Source organism: Wenjunlia vitaminophila DSM 41686 (assembly GCF_000380165.1).
GTDB classification, from domain to species: domain Bacteria; phylum Actinomycetota; class Actinomycetes; order Streptomycetales; family Streptomycetaceae; genus Wenjunlia; species Wenjunlia vitaminophila.
The window spans coordinates 170,366-187,684 of sequence record NZ_KB904702.1; the positions used below are offsets into that span (position 1 = coordinate 170,366).

5 protein-coding genes are annotated in these 17,319 nt (G+C 74.1%); all 5 read right to left on the reverse strand.

The window, feature by feature from the left end; all coding sequences use genetic code 11:
- Nucleotides 1–30: 30 nt before the first annotated feature.
- Complete coding sequence (locus A3IG_RS0122955; RefSeq protein ID WP_018385941.1) at nucleotides 31–228, reverse strand: ferredoxin; 198 nt, start codon at nucleotides 226–228, stop codon at nucleotides 31–33.
- 31 nt (nucleotides 229–259) lie between these two features.
- Nucleotides 260–1,465, reverse strand: coding sequence for a cytochrome P450 (locus tag A3IG_RS0122960; protein WP_018385942.1), 1,206 nt, complete (start codon nucleotides 1,463–1,465; stop codon nucleotides 260–262).
- A gap of 61 nt (nucleotides 1,466–1,526) precedes the next feature.
- Nucleotides 1,527–2,276, reverse strand: coding sequence for a 3-oxoacyl-ACP reductase FabG (gene fabG, locus A3IG_RS0122965; RefSeq protein WP_018385943.1), 750 nt, complete (start codon nucleotides 2,274–2,276; stop codon nucleotides 1,527–1,529).
- The gene (locus A3IG_RS0122970; RefSeq protein ID WP_018385944.1) at nucleotides 2,273–11,602 is read right to left on the reverse strand and encodes an amino acid adenylation domain-containing protein; all 9,330 of its coding nucleotides are present in this window, start codon (nucleotides 11,600–11,602) and stop codon (nucleotides 2,273–2,275) included. The genes fabG and A3IG_RS0122970 overlap by 4 nt, the downstream gene beginning before the upstream one ends.
- A complete protein-coding gene (locus A3IG_RS0122975; protein ID WP_018385945.1) occupies nucleotides 11,599–17,319 on the reverse strand; it encodes a type I polyketide synthase in 5,721 nt (1,906 codons plus the stop codon). Before A3IG_RS0122975 ends, A3IG_RS0122970 begins: the two co-directional genes overlap by 4 nt.

Genomic DNA, 17,319 nt, shown 5'->3' on the forward strand with positions numbered 1-17,319 from the left:
TCCTGGCCGGACCCGTGGTGGCCGGGGTGGTCACTCCACGAGCGAAAGGGCGCCGGAGGGACAGCGCCCCACGGCCTCCCTGACGGCTCGCTGGGCGTCCGGTGCGGACGGTTCGGGGTCGAGCAGGATCACCGATCCGTCCTCGTCGGACTGGTCGAACAGGTGCGACGCGGTCAACGCGCACATGCCCGATCCGACGCACACCTCGGTGTCGGCTTCGACTCGCACGTGGGGCCTCCGGAGTGGTGGTCGGGACGGTTCACCAGGCGACGGGCAGCCGGTGCACGCCGTAGACCGTCATGTTGGAGCGCATCGGGAGTTCGACGTCCGGCTCGGCGAGGCGCAGCTCCGGGAACTCGCGGAGCAGGGTGGAGTAGCCGACCCTCAGCTCGATCCGGGCGAGTTGCTGGCCGAGGCACTGGTGGATGCCGTGGCTGAACGTCAGGTGGCCGAGCGCCTTGCGGGTGACGTCGAGGCGGTCCGGGTCGGGGAACCGCTTGGGGTCGCGGTTGGCGGTGGGCAGGTGGAGCAGCACCGCCTCGCCGGGCTTGAGGACCACGCCGTCGATCTCGACCTCTTCCAGCGGGGTGCGCTGCACGCCGATGTGGACGATGGTCAGGTAGCGCAGGAGCTCCTCGACGGCGCCCTCGATCAGGGACTCGTCGGCGCGCAGCTTGGCCATCTGCTCGGGTTCGCGCAGCAGGGTGTAGGTGCCGAGCGCGAGCTGGTTCGCGGTGGTCTCGTGGCCGGCGACGAGCAGCAGCAGGGTGGCGCCGACCAGTTCGGCCGGGTTGAGTTCGCCGCTGCTGACCAGGCCGCTGAGCAGGTCGTCGGTGGGTTCCACGGCCTTGCGTTGGACGAGCTCGCCGAGCAGGCCGAGGAGGTTGCCCATGGCGCCCATCGCCTCTTCGGGGGAGATGTCGAGGCTGAGCAGGCTGGACGAGGCGGCCTCGAACCGTTCCCGGTCCTCGACGGGGATGCCGAGGAGCTCGCAGATGACCTGGGCGGACATCGGGACCGCGAAGTCCTTCACGAGGTCCGCGGGCGGGCCCTGGCGGCGGATCGCGGCGACGTGGTCGGCGGCGATCTTCTCGATCCGCGGGGTGAGCTGCTTCATCCGGCGCAGGGTGAACTGGCCGGCGAGCAGTTTGCGGTACTTGGTGTGCTCCGGCGGGTCCATGTGCTCGAACTGGCCGGGCGGCATGTCCCCCTCGAGGTCGAGGGCGGCGCGGTCGGACGGGAACGCCAGGTGCTTGGCGGACGCCCGGGAGCTGAACCGCGGGTCGGCCAGGATCGCCTTGACCTGGTCGTGCCTGGTCACCAGCCAGCCGCGGTGGCCGTCGGGGAAGGTCATCGGGGCGATGGGCTGTTCGGAGCGGAGCTGTCCGAGCACCTCCGGCGGGTCGAGCGGCTGCTCGCGGTGCGTGGGCAGGCCGTTGGTGATGGGGCAGACCATGTCCGTCATTACGTGCCCTTCGTGGTCGTCTTCTGGGTTGGTGGCGCCGTGGGGAACGGCGTGGTGCGGCTCAGCCGGCGGACAGTCCGCCGTCGATGCGGAACACGGCCCCGGTGAGGTACGTGGCCCGTTCGGAGAGCAGGAACGAGACGAGGTCGGCGACCTCTTGGGGACGGCCGATGCGGCCCAGCGCGATGCGTTGCCGGAACCGTTCCAGGACGTCGTCGGGGAGGTTGAGCACCGGGTCGGTGGCGACGAAGCCGGGCGCCACCACGTTGGCCCTGATCCCGTACCGGCCGACCTCCGCGGCGAGCGAGGTGGTGAGGCCGATGATGCCCGCCTTGGACGCGGCGTAGTTGGTCTGTCCGGCGTTGCCGTGGATGCCGGCGATCGAGGAGAGGGTGACGATCGCGCCGTGCCTGCGTTTGATCATGCCGGGGATGACCGTGCGGCAGACGTTGTAGACGCCGTCGAGGTTGACCCGAAGCACGTCGTGCCAGTCGTCCTCCTCCATCACCGCCATCGGGGTGTCCCGCAGGACGGCCGCCGAGGTGACGACCGCGGTGATCGGGCCGAGGGCGTCCTCGGCGCCGTCCACCAGGTCCTCCACCGAGGCGGCGTCGGCGACGTCGGCCCGCCGGACGTACACCCGCCGGCCCAGGTCGCCGATCTGCTTCTCCAGTTCCCGGGCGGCGGTGGTGTCGGACGCGTAGCACACCGCCACGTCGTAGCCGTCCTGGGCGAGCCGGAGCGCGGTGGCTCGGCCGATCCCCCGTGAGCCGCCGGCCACCAGTGCCACCGGGCTGTGCGTCGCGTTCAACGGGCCTCCCTGTCGTCGGTCGGGTCGCTGGCCGCCGTGCCCGGGGTGGGCAGCGGCTCCTCGCGGAGCCGGCGCCGCAGCTCGTGGACGTTCAGCTCCGGATGGGTCACCACCAGGTCCAGGACCCGCGCCCACTGGTGGACCAGCACGCCCATCACGCGGCCCTCGATGCGGTCCGGGTTGTACAGCCACAGGCCGCCGAGCCGGCCGCCGTTCTCCCGCATGACCAGGTACAGGTCCATCACCTTGGGCCGCATGACGGTGATCAGCTCGGGCAGCACGTCGTCGTCGCCGACGCCGGTGTCGAGCGGGGACACGGTCAGCCCGGGCATGCTCAGCGCGGACTCCGGGGCGTTGAGCAGGTTGAACCCGACCCGGAACGGGTCGTTGCCGCCGCGGGTGTCCTGGTGGATGAGGTGCCGCAGCGGCACGTCCTGGTGGGCGTAGGCGGCCAGCAGGTTGTCGCAGACCTGGCTGAGCATCCCGTCGAACGTGGGGTCGTCCGACAGGTCCACGCGGATGAGGGCCGGGCTGATGAAGAACCCGATCATCGAGGCGACTTCGGGCCGTTCCCGGCCGGCCAGCGGGCAGGCGGCGGTGATGTCGTCGCTGTCGGAGTAGGCGTGGAGCAGCAGCTCGAACGCCGCCATGAGCAGCATGAACAGGGTCACGCCCTGCCGCTGGGCGGCGTCCCGCAGCGCCTCGGTGAGGCGCGGGTCGAGGACGAAGCCGTGGGTGTAGCCGTCCGGTGCGGGCGCCGACTGGTGGGCGGGCGCGTCGAAGTCCAGCCTGGCCGGCAGCGGGTCCAGTTGCCCGCGCCAGTACTCCACGTGCGCGTCGAAGCCGCCCTCGGCGAGCTGCCGCTGCTGCCACGCCGCGTAGTCGGGGTAGTGGAAGCGCAGTTCGGGCAGCTCGGGCCGCCGGCCGGCGAGGTGCGCCCCGTACAGCTCGGTCAGGTCCTGGTAGAGCACCCCGTACGCCCACTGGTCCACGACGATGTGGTGGGTGGTGAGCAGCAGGACGTGCCGTCGCTCGGCCATCGCCACCAGCACGCCCCGGATGGGGACCTCGGTGGCGACGTCGAAGGGCTTGTCCACCTCCTGCTGGACGACCTCCCGCAGCCTGGCCGTCCGGGTGGCCTCGTCGTCGTGGGACCGCAGGTCCACGGACGTCAGCGGCCACCCGCCTTCGGCGTCCACCACCTGCCTCCAGGTGGCCGGGTCGTGGCCGATCACCCGGGTGCGCAGCGCCTCGTGGCGCCGCACCACGTCGTCCAACGCGCGGCGCAGCGCCGGCTCGTTGAGGTCTCCGTCCACCGACAGCGCGGTGATGACGTTGTGGTGCGGGTCGTTGAGGTCAACGGGCTGGTGGAGGATGTCGAGGTGGGCGAACGAGACCGGGATGGGCTCGTCCCTGCTCACCCGTTCGATCGCGGTCAGCGGGGTCCGGCCGGCGGCGTGCTGCCCGGCCGGGGCGGCCCCGGTGTCCGGGGTGCCGAGGGCGGCGGCGCAGGCGGTGATCGCCTTCAGGGCGGCGAACCAGCCCTCGGCGAGTTCGCGTGCCGCGTCGTCGTCCACCAGGGCGCCCGCCCAGGTCCAGTGGGCGACCAGGCGGGGTCCTTCGGGGCCGTCCTGGGTGACCGCGTTGACCTCCAGGGGGTGCGCCAGCGGCATCGCCTGGTCCGCGCCGCCGGTGGCCCGTGCCGAGTCGTCGGTCACCGGCATCCAGGGCGCCTCGCCCTCGGGGGCGGTCAGCCGGCCCAGGTAGTTGAACCCGACCTGTGGCGCGGGCAGGTCGGCCAGGGCGGGGGCGGTGTCGGGGTTGAGGTAGCGCAGCAGGCCGTAGCCGAGGCCCTCGCCGGGGACGGCGCGGAGCTGTTCGGTGACCCGGGTGACGGCGGCGGCGAGGTCGGCCCCGGCCTCCTTCGCCTGCTCTCGCGTCAGCGGGCCGGTGTCGATCCGGACCGGGTAGGAGCTGGTGAGCCAGCCCACGGTGCGGCTGAGGTCGATGCCGTCGCCGGGCCGCTCGTGCCGGCCGTGGCTCTCCACGTCCACGGTCACCGCGTCGTGCCGCTCCTCCGGGCGGTGCCGCCACGTGGTGAGGGCGACGCCGAGGGCCGCGAGCAGCACGTCCTGGACGCCGGCGCGGAACGCGGCGGGGACCTGTCCCAGCAGCGGCCCGGTGTCCTGTGCCGGCAGGGTGAGGGCCAGGTTGCCGGCGGTGCCGTGCACGTCGCGGACGGGGTCGAGTTCGCCGGTCACCAGGGTGCCCGGCCGGTCCAGGATCTCGGTCCACCGCGGCAGTTCCGCGGTCCGTTCCGCGGTGCCGGCCTGCGCGGTCAGCAGTTCCGCCCAGCGCCGCAGGGACGTGGGGACCGGCGCCAGGGCGGCGTCCCGGCCGGCGGTGACCGCCTCCCAGGCGGCCTCCAGGTCGGGCAGCAGGACGCGCCAGGACACGCCGTCCACGACGAGGTGGTGCAGGACGAGCAGCAGCCGGCCGGCGCGGTCGGGCCCGGCGTCGCACCACACGAGCTGGCACATCTCCCCGGCCTGCGGGTCCAGGCGCGACTTGGCCGCGGTGAACTCGTCCGCGACCAGCGCCGACAGGGCGGTGCCGGTGAGCGCGGCGGCGTCCACGCGCCGCAGCTTGTCGGCGGCGGGCACCGCGCCGGGCGGCGCGGCGTGCAGGGACCAGCTCCCGTCGGGCCGGACGGCCAGCCGGGAACGCAGCGCGTCGTGGTGGTCGAGGACGGCCTGGAACGCGGCGGTCAGCGACTCCAGGTCGGCTCCCGGTGGTGTGGCGACGACCGTCGCCTGGCTGAAGCCGGTCGTCTCCCCGCCCAGGTTCCGCAGCCACTCCACGATCGGCACCGGGGGGATCTCGCCGGTGCCGTCGTCGTGGACGGCGGGCGCGGCCCCGTCGTCGAGCCGGGTGGCCACGGTGGCCAGGCCGGCGGCGGTCTGGTGGGCGAACAGGTCCCGGGCGCTGATCGAGTACCCCGCGGACCTGGCCTGGGCGACCGCCTGGATGGCCTGGATGCTGTCCCCGCCCCGTTCGAAGAAGTTGTCCTCGGCGCCGATCTCGGGCAGGCCGAGCACCCCGGCGAGCACCTCGCACAGCGCCTCCTCGGCGGGGGTGCGCGGGGCGCGGGAGCGGGCGGTGGAGCCGAAGTCGGGCGCGGGCAGGGCGGCGCGGTCCAGTTTCCCGTTGGGTGTCAGCGGCACGGCGTCCAGGACGAGCACCGCGGCGGGGACCATGTACTGGGGGAGCCGTTCCGCGGCGAACGCCCGTACCGCGGCGGGGTCGGGCGCCTGGTCCTCAGCGGGAACGACGTAGCCGACGAGGTCGGTGCCGCCGGGTCGGTCGGTGCGGGCGACCACCACGGCCTGGGCGACCGCGGGGTGGGCCACCAGGGCGGCCTCCACCTCGCCGAGTTCGATGCGGAAGCCCCGCACCTTGACCTGGTCGTCGGTGCGGCCGACGAACTCCAGCAGCCCGTCGGGCCGCCACCGCACCAGGTCACCGGTCCGGTACATCCGCTCCCCGGCCTCGAACGGGCAGGCCACGAACCGTTCCGCGGTCAGCCCGGGACGGCCCAGGTAGCCGCGGGCGACGCCGGTGCCGGACAGGTACAGCTCGCCGACCACCCCGGGCGGCACCAGCCGCAGCCCGCCGTCCAGCACGTACGCCCGGACGTTGTCCTTGGGCCGGCCGATGGGCGGCACGTCCTCCACGCCGTCCGCGGAGTCCACCGGGTGGATGGTGGCGTAGGTCGTCGCCTCGGTCGGCCCGTAGCCGTGGCGCACCCGCAGGCCCGGGTTGTGCTCAAGGACCCGCCGGATGACGCCGGGCGCGGCGGCCTCGCCCCCGGTGAACACGTCCCGCATGCCGGAGAAGCAGGCCGGGTTCTGCTCGACGACGAGGTTGAACATGGTGGCGGTGACCAGCATCGCGGTGAGCTGGTGCCGGTCCACGAGCTGTTTGATCTGGTCGGCGTCGAGGGTCTCGTCGGGGGCGACGGCGACGGTGCCGCCGGTCAGCAGCGGCACCCACAGCTCGAACGTGGACGGGTCGAACGAGTACGGGTGGTGCAGCAGCACCCGGAACGGCCCGTCGCTGCGCCGGCGCCGGTCGTGGACGAGGCCGACGACGTCGCGGTGGCGGACGGCCACGCCCTTGGGCCGGCCGGTGGAGCCGGAGGTGTACAGCACGTAGGCCAACTGCTCGGGGTGCGCGGACTCCAGGGGGGCGGCCGCCGCCCCGTCGCCGTCGTCGTCGCCGGTGCCGTCGTGCGGGCCCACGACGACGACCCGGGCGTCGTGGTCGAACCTGCCGGCCTTCTCCGGGTCGTCCACCACCAGCACCGGGGCCCCGGTGTCCGCCAGCACCCACGCCGCCCGTTCCGCGGGCCAGGCGTGGTGCAGCGGGACGTAGGCGCCGCCCGCCCGCACCACCGCGAGCAGGGTGACCACCAGCTCCGGCGAGCGGTCCATGAAGACGCCCACCGGGGTTTCCCGGCCGACGCCGCACCCGCGCAGCCGCCGCGCCAGGCGGTCGGCCCGCGCGTCCAGCTCGGCGTAGCTGAGCCCGGTGTCCTCCCACGCCACGGCGGTGGCGTCCGGGGTGCGCCGGGCCTGCTCGCGGAACAGCTCGGGCAGCGCGCCGTGCGGCAGTTCCCGCCGCACGCCGTTCCACTCGGTCAGCAGGAGCTGCCGTTCGGCGTCGAGGAGCACGTCCAGGGTGTCCACCCGCTGGTCGGGGTCCGCGGCGACGGCGTGCAGCACCTGCCGCAGCCGCTGGTGGAGGGCCTGGACGGACGACGGGTCGAAGACGTCGGCGTTGTACTCCACGGTGCCGTCGATCCCGCCGGGCCCGCCGTCGGCGGCGGGACGCTCGAACAGGGCGACGGACAGGTCCATCCGGGTGGTGCCGGTGGCGACGGGCACCACGGACACCGCGAGGCCGGGCAGTTCGGGGACGGCCTCGGGGGTGTTCTGCCAGGCCAGGATGGTCTGGATGAGCGGGTGGCGGGTCAGTGAGCGGGTCGGGCTCAGGGCGTCCACGACGTGTTCGAACGGGACGTCCTGGTTGGCGTAGGCGTCCAGGCTCCGTTCCCTGACCCTGGCCAGCAGCTCCCGGAAGGTGGGGCGTCCCGAGGTGTCCACCCGCACCACCAGGGTGTTGGCGAAGAAGCCGACCAGTCCCTCGGCGGCCTGGTCGGTGCGCCCGGCGATCGGCGCGCCGATGGGCACGTCCTCGCCGGCGCCGAGCCCGCTGAGCACGGCGGCGAGGGCGGCGTGCAGCACCATGGCCATGCTGACGTCGCAGGAGCGGGCCAGTTGGGCGAGGTCCCGGTGGAGGTCGGCGTCCCAGGTGAAGGAGACCATCCCGCCCCGGCGGGACGGCTCCTGCGGGTGCGGGCGGTCGGTGGGCAGCGGGATGGCCTCCGGCAGCCCCTTCAGGGTCCGCTCCCAGTAGTCGAGTTGCCTGGCCAGCAGGGACTCGGGGTCCTTGCGGTCGCCGAGCAGCCGCTGCTGCCACAGGGTGTAGTCGGCGTACTGCACCGGGAGGGGCTGCCACCCGGGGGCGTGGCCGGCGCGGCGGGCGGCGTAGGCGGTGGCCAGGTCCTGCCCGAGCGGTGCCAGGGACCAGCCGTCCGCGGCGATGTGGTGGACCACGACCACCAGCACGTGGTCCTCGGGGCCGACCGCGAACAGCTCGGCGTGCAGCGGCGGTTCGGTGGTCAGCTCGAAGGCGTGCCGGACGGCGCCGGTGACGGCCTCGGCGAGTTCGGCCTCGGCGACCCGGACCACCGGCAGTTGGGGGCGTGCCTCGTCAACGGACAGGATGCGCTGGTGGGGAATCCCCTCGCGGTCCGGGAAGACGGTGCGCAGCGCCTCGTGGCGTTCCATCACGTCGGCGAGCGCCGCCCGCAGCGCGGAGGCGTCCAGCGGGCCGGCGAGCCGCAGCGCCACCGGGACGTTGTAGGTGGGGTTCGGCCCCTCGAGGTGGTGCAGGAACCACAGGCGCCGCTGGGCGAAGGACAGCGGCAGTTCCGACGGCCGGGTGGCCGGCAGCAGGGCGGGGCGCGCCGGTGCGGCGTGCCGCATCTGGAGGGCGAGCGCCGCCGGGGTCGGGGCCTGGAACAGCGCGCGGACCTCGAGTTCCACTCCGCGCGCGGCCCGGATCTGGGAGATCAGCCGGGTGGCGAGCAGCGAGTGCCCGCCGAGCTCGAAGAAGCTGTCCTCGGCCCCGACCCGCTCCACGCCCAGGACTTGGGCGAAGAGCTGGCACAGCGTCTCCTCCGCCGGGGTGCGGGGCGCGACGTACGCGGTGCGCGGCCCGGTGTGGGTGCCGTCCGGCACGGGCAGCGCCCTGCGGTCTGTCTTGCCGTTGGGTGTCACCGGCAGCGCGTCGAGGAAGACGAAGGCGGTCGGCACCATGTAGTCGGGCAGCTTCTCGCCGAGCGCGGCCCGCAGCCGGGCCGGCCGGTCGTCGGTGGCCGCCCGGTCCGTCCCGGTCACCAGGTAGGCGACGAGCCGCTGGTCCCCGGGGACGTCCTCGCGGACGACCGCCACGGCCTGGAGGACGTCGGGCTGCTGGGCCAGCACCGCCTCGATCTCACCGAGTTCGATCCGGTAGCCCCGCAGCTTCACCTGGTGGTCCAGGCGGCCCAGGAACTCGATCCTGCCGTCCGCCCGGCGCCGGACCAGGTCACCGGTGCGGTAGAGCCGGCTGCCGGGGTCCGCCCCGAACGGGTGCGGCACGAACCGTTCCGCGGTGAGCTCGGGCCGGTCCAGGTAGTCCCGGGCCAGGCCGGCGCCGCCGATGCACAGCTCGCCGGGGACCCCGAGCGGGACGAGCCGGCCGGCTTCGTCCAGGACGTGCAGCTCGGTGTTGGCGATCGGCTCGCCGAGGGTGACCGGCCCCTCGCCGACCCGCCCCACCGCGGACCAGATGGTGGTCTCCGTGGGTCCGTACATGTTCCACAGGGTCACGCCCTTGGCCAGCAGCTTCCGGGCGAGGTCCGCGGGGAGCGCCTCGCCGCCGGCCAGCGCCCGCAGTCCCGGGTCGCCCTGCCAGCCCGCCTCCAGCAGCATCCGCCAGGTCGAGGGGGTGGCCTGCATCATCGTGGCGCCGGAACGGGCGAGCGCGTCGCCCAGGCGCCTGCCGTCGGTGGCGGTCTCCCGGTCGGCGAGCACCACCCGGGCGCCCTCGACCAGCGGGAGCAGCAGTTCGAGCAGGGAGATGTCGAACGAGAGCGTGGTGACGGCGAGCAGGGTGTCACCGGCGTCGATCCCGGGGCGTTCCCTCATGGACCGCAGGAAGTTGCCCAGCGCCCGGTGGGGTATCCGCACGCCCTTGGGGCGCCCGGTGGAGCCGGAGGTGTAGATGACGTAGGCGAGGTCCTCCTCGTCGACCGGCACGTCGGGGCCCTCGGTGGACTCGGCGGCCAGCTCGTCGCGGATCTCGTCCAGGCACAGCGCCTCGGCCCGCGGGGCGGACAGCCCGTCCAGCACCTCGCGCCGGGTCAGCAGCACCGGCAGGCGGGAGTCCTCGAGCATGAACGCGATCCGGTCCGACGGGAAACCCGGGTCGAGCGGCACGAACGCCCCACCGGCCTTCAGCACGGCGAGCAGCGCCACCACCATGTCCGTGGAGCGGGGCAGGCAGATCCCCACCAGGGTGTCCCGGGTGACCCCGAGCCGCCGCAGCCGGTGCGCCAACTGGTTGGAGCGCTCGTCGAGTTCGCGGTAGGTCAGGGCGTCGTCGCCGCAGCGCAGCGCCTCGGCGTCGGGGGTGCCCGCGGCCTGCCGCGCGAACCGGCGGTGGGCGAGGACCGGCCCGGGCCACTCCCGGTGGGTGGTGCCGCCGGAGTCCCGCAGCCGCCGTTCCTCGTCGGCGGTGAGCATCGGCACGTCGGCGATCGACCGGCCGGGGTCCGCGACCAGGTTCTCCACCAGGAGCCGCAGGTGGTCACCCATCCGCTCGATGGTGGCCTCGTCGAACAGGTCGCTGTTGTACTCGAACCAGCCGCTGAGGCCGTCGGGCCACTCGAAGACCTGGAGTTCCAGGTCGAAGCGGGCGGTGGAGCTCTCCACCTCCATCAGCTCCAGGCTCAGCCCCCCGGCGTCGAAGGACGGCAGGGGGATGTTCTGGAACACGAAGGAGACCTGGAACACCGGTGCCCGGGACAGGTCCCGGGGCGGCTGGAGCTCCTCCACCAGGCGTTCGAAGGGCAGTTCCTGGTGGGCGAAGCCGCCGAGGCAGGTCTGCCGGACCCGGGCCAGCAGCTCCCGGAACGACGGGGTGCCGGACAGGTCGGTGCGCAGGGCGAGGATGTTGACGAAGTACCCGATGAGCCGCTCGATCTCGGGCCGGCCGCGGTTGGCGACGGGGACGCCGACGACGACGTCCTCCTCCTTGCTGTAGCGGTGCAGCAGCACCACGAACGCCGCCAGCATGGTCATGAACGGGGTGACGCCCTCGTCCCGGCTCAGCTCGCGCACCCGCTCCAACAGCGGCGCCGGGAGCCGGAACGGGACCGAGCCGCCGTTGGTGCTCTGCACCGGCGGGCGGGGCCGGTCGGTGGGCAACTGGAGCATCGGCGGGGCGCCGTCCAGGGTCCCGCGCCAGTACTCCAGGTCGTCCGCCGACGCCTCGCCCTCGAGCCGCTTCCGGTGCCAGGCGGCGTAGTCGGCGTACTGGATCGGCAGGTCGGGCAGCGGGGAGTCCGCGCCGGAGGCGAACGCGTCGTACAGCGCGACCAACTCGGCGAACAGCACCGAGGTGGACCACAGGTCGGCCACGATGTGGTGCATGTTGAGCAGCAGCACGTGCTCGTCCGGGGCGAGCCGCAGGAAGACCATCCGCAGCAGCGGCCCGTGACGCAGGTCGAAGGGCCGGGCGAACTCCTCGCGGGCCAGCGCGCGGATGCCCGGCTCCCCATCCGGGCCGTGCAGGTGCCCGCACTCCACGACGCGGAACTCCGGTTCCAGCTCGTCCACGACGACCTGGACCGGCTCCCCCTCCTCCTCCTGGAACGTGGTGCGCAGCGCCTCGTGCCTGCGGGCGATCTCGTTGACGCAGCGCCGCCAGACCTCCAGGTCGAGCGGGCCGTGCACGCGCAGCGCGCCGGGCACGTTGTAGGCGGCGCTGCCGGGGTTGAGCTGGTCGAGGAACCACAGCCGGGCCTGGGAGAACGAGGTCGCGAACCGCCGCCGGCGCGGACGGGGGCGCTTCGCCCCACCGTCGCCCCGCAGCCGCTTCGCCAGCAGCGCCCGTTTCTCGGCGGCCGTCAGGCTGCTGAGGTCGATCTCGCTCACGCCCTGTCCTCCTGTTCGCCGAACCCCGCCTGGTCGTCGGCCTCCGCCGCGAGCAACTCGCGGAGCTGTGCCTCCACTTCCTCGTCGGTCAGCCCGGCGAGCCCGTCCTCGTCGCCCTCCTCGGGTTCCTCCCGGCTCAGCACCTCGATCGCGTCGGCCCGGGCGTCGTCCCCGCCGCCGGCGGCCAGCAGGGTGACGGTGTGCGCGACGGTGGGCGCCTCGAAGAACCTGCGCAGGTCGAGTTCCACCCCGAACCGGTCCCGGATCTGGGTGCCGATCTGCACCGCGGCCAGTGAGTGCCCGCCGAGGGCGAAGAAGTCGTCGTTGACGCCGACCCCGTCGACGCCCAGCACGTCCTGCCAGACCGCGGCGACGGCCCGTTCCTCGTCGCTGTGCGGCGCGACGTAGGGGGTGGGCAGGTCGGGGCGCGGGTGGCTGCCGCCGGGCGGAGCCAACTGCTCCATCTCCCGGGCCAGCAGCGCGGGGGTGAGGGACCGGGCGAGGCGGCGGGTCGCGGTGAAGTCCAGGTGGGACACGACCAGGTGGTCCGGGAGTTCCGGAGCGGCGAGCAGCCGGTCGAACACCCGCTGCCCGTCCTGCTCGCTGATGCCCTCGCTGAGGGTGCGCAGCACCCCGGCGGCCGGGGCCGGGCCGTCCCCCTGGTCCTGCTCCGGCGGCGGCACGGCGGCGCGGTCGATCTGCTCGCGCAGCGCCCCGACGTCGTTGATCCGCTTGATGGTGAAGTCGGTGACCCGCACCAGCGTCCGGCCGTCCGCGTCCAGGATGTCGATGTCGCACGCCATCGTCTCCCCGGAGGCGTCGGTGAACCCCTTCAGTTCGACGTAGCAGTGGATGGTGCTGGTCAGGCCGTGCGCGATGCGGACGCTGCGGTAGCTGAACGGCAGGTAGTAGGTGTCCTTGGCGTGGACCCGGGCGATGCCGCCCGCGGCGTCGAACAGGGCCGGGTGCAGGGCGAACCCGTCGAGGTCGCCGTGGTGCGCCTCGTCCAGCCGGAGCGTGGCGAAGACCCGGTCGGCGCCGACCTGGATCTGCCGCATGCACTTCCAGCGCGGGCCGAAGGAGAACTCGATGGGGCCGCCGCGTTGGAACCGTTCGAGACCGAGACCGCGGCTGATCTCCGCGTCGGTCTCCAGGACCTCGGTGACCTCGCACCCGGCGACCAGCGCGGCCAGGTCCCGCACGGTGTCCGGCTCCCGGTCGGGGAAGGCCACCGCGCCGCGGGCGTGGTCCTGCCAGGCGGCGGAGCCGGTGCCGCCGGTCCGGCTCTGCACCGCGAACCGCCACTGCCCGTCGCGGAGCTCCACGGTGGTGTACACCTCGCGGGTCTGTCCGTCGGGGACGATGACCGGCGTCAGGTACTGCACGTCGCGGATCTCCACGACCCGGTCGCCGGCCTGTTCCGCGACGGCGGCCCGGACCAGTTCCAGGTAGGTGGTGCCCGGGATCAGGCCGTGGCCCTGGATGCGGTGGTCGTCCACCACCCAGTGTTCGGCGGTGCTGAAGGTGGTGGCGTAGGTGCGGGACTCCTCGGTGGCCCGGACCAGCCTGGTGGGCAGCGGGTGCCCCGTGGGTTCCCCGTCGGGTTCCCCGCCGCCGAGCCGGGACAGCAGGCCCGCCGCCATGCCCACCTCGCGCCAGGTGTCCCAGGCGACCGCGGTGACCGGCGCGCCGTCACGCTGCCGCCTGGCCTGGGCGTAGGCGTCGAGGAACGCGTTGGCCGCGCAGTAGTCGCTCTGGCCCGGTCCGCCGAGCACCCCCGTCACCGACGAGCACAGCAGCAGGAAGTCCAGGTCGTCGCCGCGGCACACCCGGTCCACGACCAGCGTGCCGCGGGTCTTGGCGGCGAGGACCTCGGCGGCGTCGGCGGGGGACTTGGTGGGGATCATGCCGCGGGAGGGCAGCCCGGCGGCGTGGATGACGCCGTGCAGGGCGCCGCCGACCTCGCGGAGCCGGCCCACCGCCCGTTCCACCTGGTCCTGGTCGGTCACGTCGGCGCTGAGCAGCACCGGGCGGGCGCCGATGTCCACCAGCCGGCGCAGCCGGCCGATGCGGATGCTGGTCGGGTCCTGCTCGTCGTGGTTCTCCAGCCAGTCGTCCCAGGTGTCCTCGGCGGGGAACGCGGACCGGCCGAGCAGGCCCAGGGTGGGCCCCTGGACGCGTTCGGCGATGTGCTCGGCCAGCGCGAGGCCGATGCCGCCGAGGCCACCGGTGATGAGGTAGGTGCCGCCGTCCCGCAGTCGGGTCGTGCCTTCGGCTCCGACGCCGTCCGCGGGCCGCTCGGTGTGCGGCACCGGGTCGAAGTCGCGGTACCACCAGTGCCGGCCGCGCAGCGCGAGCTGGGGTTCCTCGGTGGGCCGGGTGAGGACCGCGAGCAGGGCCCGCAGCGTGTCCTGGCGCGGGGCGGAGGGGTCGGTGCCGGTGACGTCCAGGGCGCGGCAGGTGGTGTCCGGGATCTCCTGCGGGATCACCGTGCAGGCGCCGAGCAGGGTGGCGTTCTCCGGTCGCAGCGGCTCCTCACCGGTCACCGCGTGGACGCCCCGGCACACCACGTCGATGGCGACCGGGACGGACGGCCGTACCTCGGCGATGCCCTGCGCGAGGGCGAGCAGGCTGTCGAAGCCCAGGCGCCGGGCGGCGTCCAGGCGCCGCCCGGTCAGCTCCCCGGGGTCCGTCCCGTCCGCGGCGCTCCACAGGTGCACCACCCGGATCGCCTCGGGGGCCAGTGCCTCCAGGGACTTGACCAGGGCGGCCATGTGGTCCCGGTCCGCCGGGTCGAGCTGCCAGGGGCCTTCGCCGCCGGCCAGCAGGTCGGTGCCGGCGCTGACCCGCACCACGCTGGCGCCGTCGTCCTCCAGGTGCCGGGCCAGCTCCGCGCCGAGGGCGACGTCGTCGCCGAGGACCACCCACAGCGCGTCGGTGGTCTTCGCGGCCGGCCCCGCCGACGGCGGCAGGCGCCGCCACCCGGGGACGTAGAACCAGTCGTCGAGGGTGCGGGCCGGCTCCGGTTGGTCCTGGCGGTCCCGGGCGTCGTCGGCGGTCACCCAGTACCGCCGCCGCTGGAAGGCGTAGGTGGGCAGGCGCAGCGGCCGGCGGTCCGCCCCGGCCACGGCTGACCAGTCCACCTCGACGCCGGCGCCCCACACCGCGCCGAGGCCCTTGAGCAGGTACGCGTCGTCGTCGACCCGCTCGTCGGGGTGCGGCAGCGACCCGGCGGCGACCCGGCTGTCGGTCCACATCCGGTGCCGGCGGGCGAAGTTGCCGAGGGTGGTGCCGGGGCCCACCTCGAGCGGCACCAGCGTGGGGTCGGCGAGGAGCACGTCCAGGGCGTCGGCGAACCGCACCGTCGCCCGCAGGTGCCGCCCCCAGTACTCGGGGCTCGTGGCCTCCTCCGCGGTGATCCAGGTGCCGGTGACGTTGGAGACGAACGGGGTCTGCGGCGGGTGCAGCGCCACCTCGCGGACCTCCGCGACGAACGGTTCCACGGCGCCGTCCATGGCGGGCGAGTGGAAGGCGTGCGAGGTGTGCAGGGCGCGGCAGGGCACACCGGCGGCCTTCAGCCGGCGCTGGAGGTCCTCCACGGCGCCGGCGGGTCCGGAGACCACGCTGAGCGAGGTGGAGTTGACGGCGGCGAGGGCGAGGTCGTCGCCGAGCCAGGCCGCGGTCTCGGACCCGGGCAGGAACACGGTGAGCATGGCGCCCGCGGGCATCGCCTGGACCAGCCGTCCCCTGGCGGCCACCAGGCGCGCGGCGTCCTCCAGGGACAGCACGCCGGCGAGGCAGGCCGCGACGAACTCGCCGATGCTGTGGCCGGCCATCGCGGTCGGCCGGACCCCCCAGGACAGCCACAGTTGGGCGAGGGCGTACTCGACCGCGAACAGGGCCGGCTGGGCGAGGGCCGTCTGCCGGAGCCGGTCCGCCGCCGCGTCGTCGTCCCGGTCCGGGGTGACCACCAGGGACCGCAGGTCCTCGCCGAGGTGCGGGGCGAACAGGTCAGCGCACCGGTCGAACTCCCGGGCGAACCGCGGCTCCTGGCGGTACAGGTCCCGGGCCATGCCGGGGTACTGGGCGCCCTGCCCGGGGAAGAGGAAGGCGACCGACGCGCGGTCCGCGGCCACGGTGGCCGCCGGGTCGTCGGCGAGCCGGCGCAGCGCCGCGACGGCCTCGTCGTGGTCCCGGCACACCACCGCGGCCCGGTGGTCGAAGGCCCTGCGGCGTGCGGCCAGGGTGTGGGCGACGTCGTCGAGGTCCAGTTCGGGGTGGTGCTCGAGGTGGTCGGCGAGCCGGCGGGCGCCGTCGGCGAGGGCCGGCGTCCCCTTCGCCGACAGCGGCAGCAGCCGCACCCGGCGGGCGGGGGCGTCCTGGGCCCCGCCCGCCGGGTGGTCGGCCGGGGCTTCCTCCAGGACGACGTGCACGTTGGTGCCGCCGATGCCGAAGGAGCTCACCCCGGCCCGGCGGGGGGTGTCCCGCCGGGGCCAGGGCCGGGTCTCGGTGGCGACGAAGAACGGGCTGGTGTCCAGTTCCAGCGCCGGGTTCGGCTCGTCGCAGTGCAGGGTCGCCGGTATCGCCTCGTGCTTGAGCGCGAGCACCGCCTTGATCAGACCGGTGACGCCGGCCGCGGCGTCCAGGTGTCCGACGCCGCTCTTGACCGAGCCGATCGCGCAGAAACCCCGGTCCTCGGTGTGCTCGCGGAACGCGCGGGTCAGCGCCGCCACCTCGATGGGGTCGCCGAGCGGGGTCCCGGTGCCGTGCGTCTCGACGTAGCCGACGGTGGCCGGGTCCACGTCCGCCACGGCGAGCGCCTCGGCGATGACCTCGGCCTGGCCGTCCACGCTGGGCGCGGTGTAGCCGGCCTTCAGGGCGCCGTCGTTGTTGATGGCGGTGCCGCGGATCACCGCGTCCACCACGTCGCCGCCGGTGCGGGCGTCGGCGAGCCTGCGCAGCACCACGGCGCCGACCCCGTTGCCGGCGACGGTCCCGGAGGCGTCCGCGGCGAACGCCCGGCACTGCCCGGTGGGCGACAGGATGCCGCCGGGCTCGTACAGGTAGCCGTTGCGCAGCGGGGCGGTGACCGAGACCCCGCCGGCGATGGCGATGTCGCACTCGCCGCCGAGCAGGCTCTGGCAGGCGAGGTGCACCGCGGTCAGCGAGGTGGAGCAGGCCGTCTGGACGGTGATGCTGGGCCCCGTCAGGTCGAGCTTGTAGGAGACCCTGGTGGCCAGGAAGTCCTTGTCGCCGGCGAGCAGGATCTGGTGCATGCCGACGGAGTCGATGACCCGCTGGTTGTTCATCACCTGGAACAGCAGGTACGAGTTGGGTCCCGCGCCGGCGAAGACCCCGATCCGGCCCTGGAACGTCCTGGGGTCGATCCCGGCCGTCTCCAGGGCTTCCCAGGCGCACTCGAGGAACACCCGGTGCTGGGGGTCGAGGATCTCCGCCTCGCGGGGGCTGTAGCCGAAGAATCCCTCGTCGAAGCGGTCGGCGTCGTCGAGCACGCCCTTGGACCTGACGAAGTCGTCGCGTTGCAGCAGCGCCTCGGGGACGCCCGCCTCGCGGAGTTCCTCGACGGAGAACGACGTGATGCCCTCGCGCCCCGCGGCGAGGTTCTCCCAGAAGGCGTCAACGTCGGGGGCGCCGGGGAAGCGGCCGGCCATGCCTATGATCGCCACCTGGCCGAAGTCCTGCTCTGACTCTGCCAT

Excerpts from the sequence above, each read along its gene's own strand:
- A3IG_RS0122960 (WP_018385942.1), bottom strand. The coding sequence starts at position 1,465 with ATGACGGACATGGTCTGCCCCATCACCAACGGCCTGCCCACGCACCGC.
- A3IG_RS0122975 (WP_018385945.1), bottom strand. The coding sequence starts at position 17,319 with ATGGCAGAGTCAGAGCAGGACTTCGGCCAGGTGGCGATCATAGGCATG.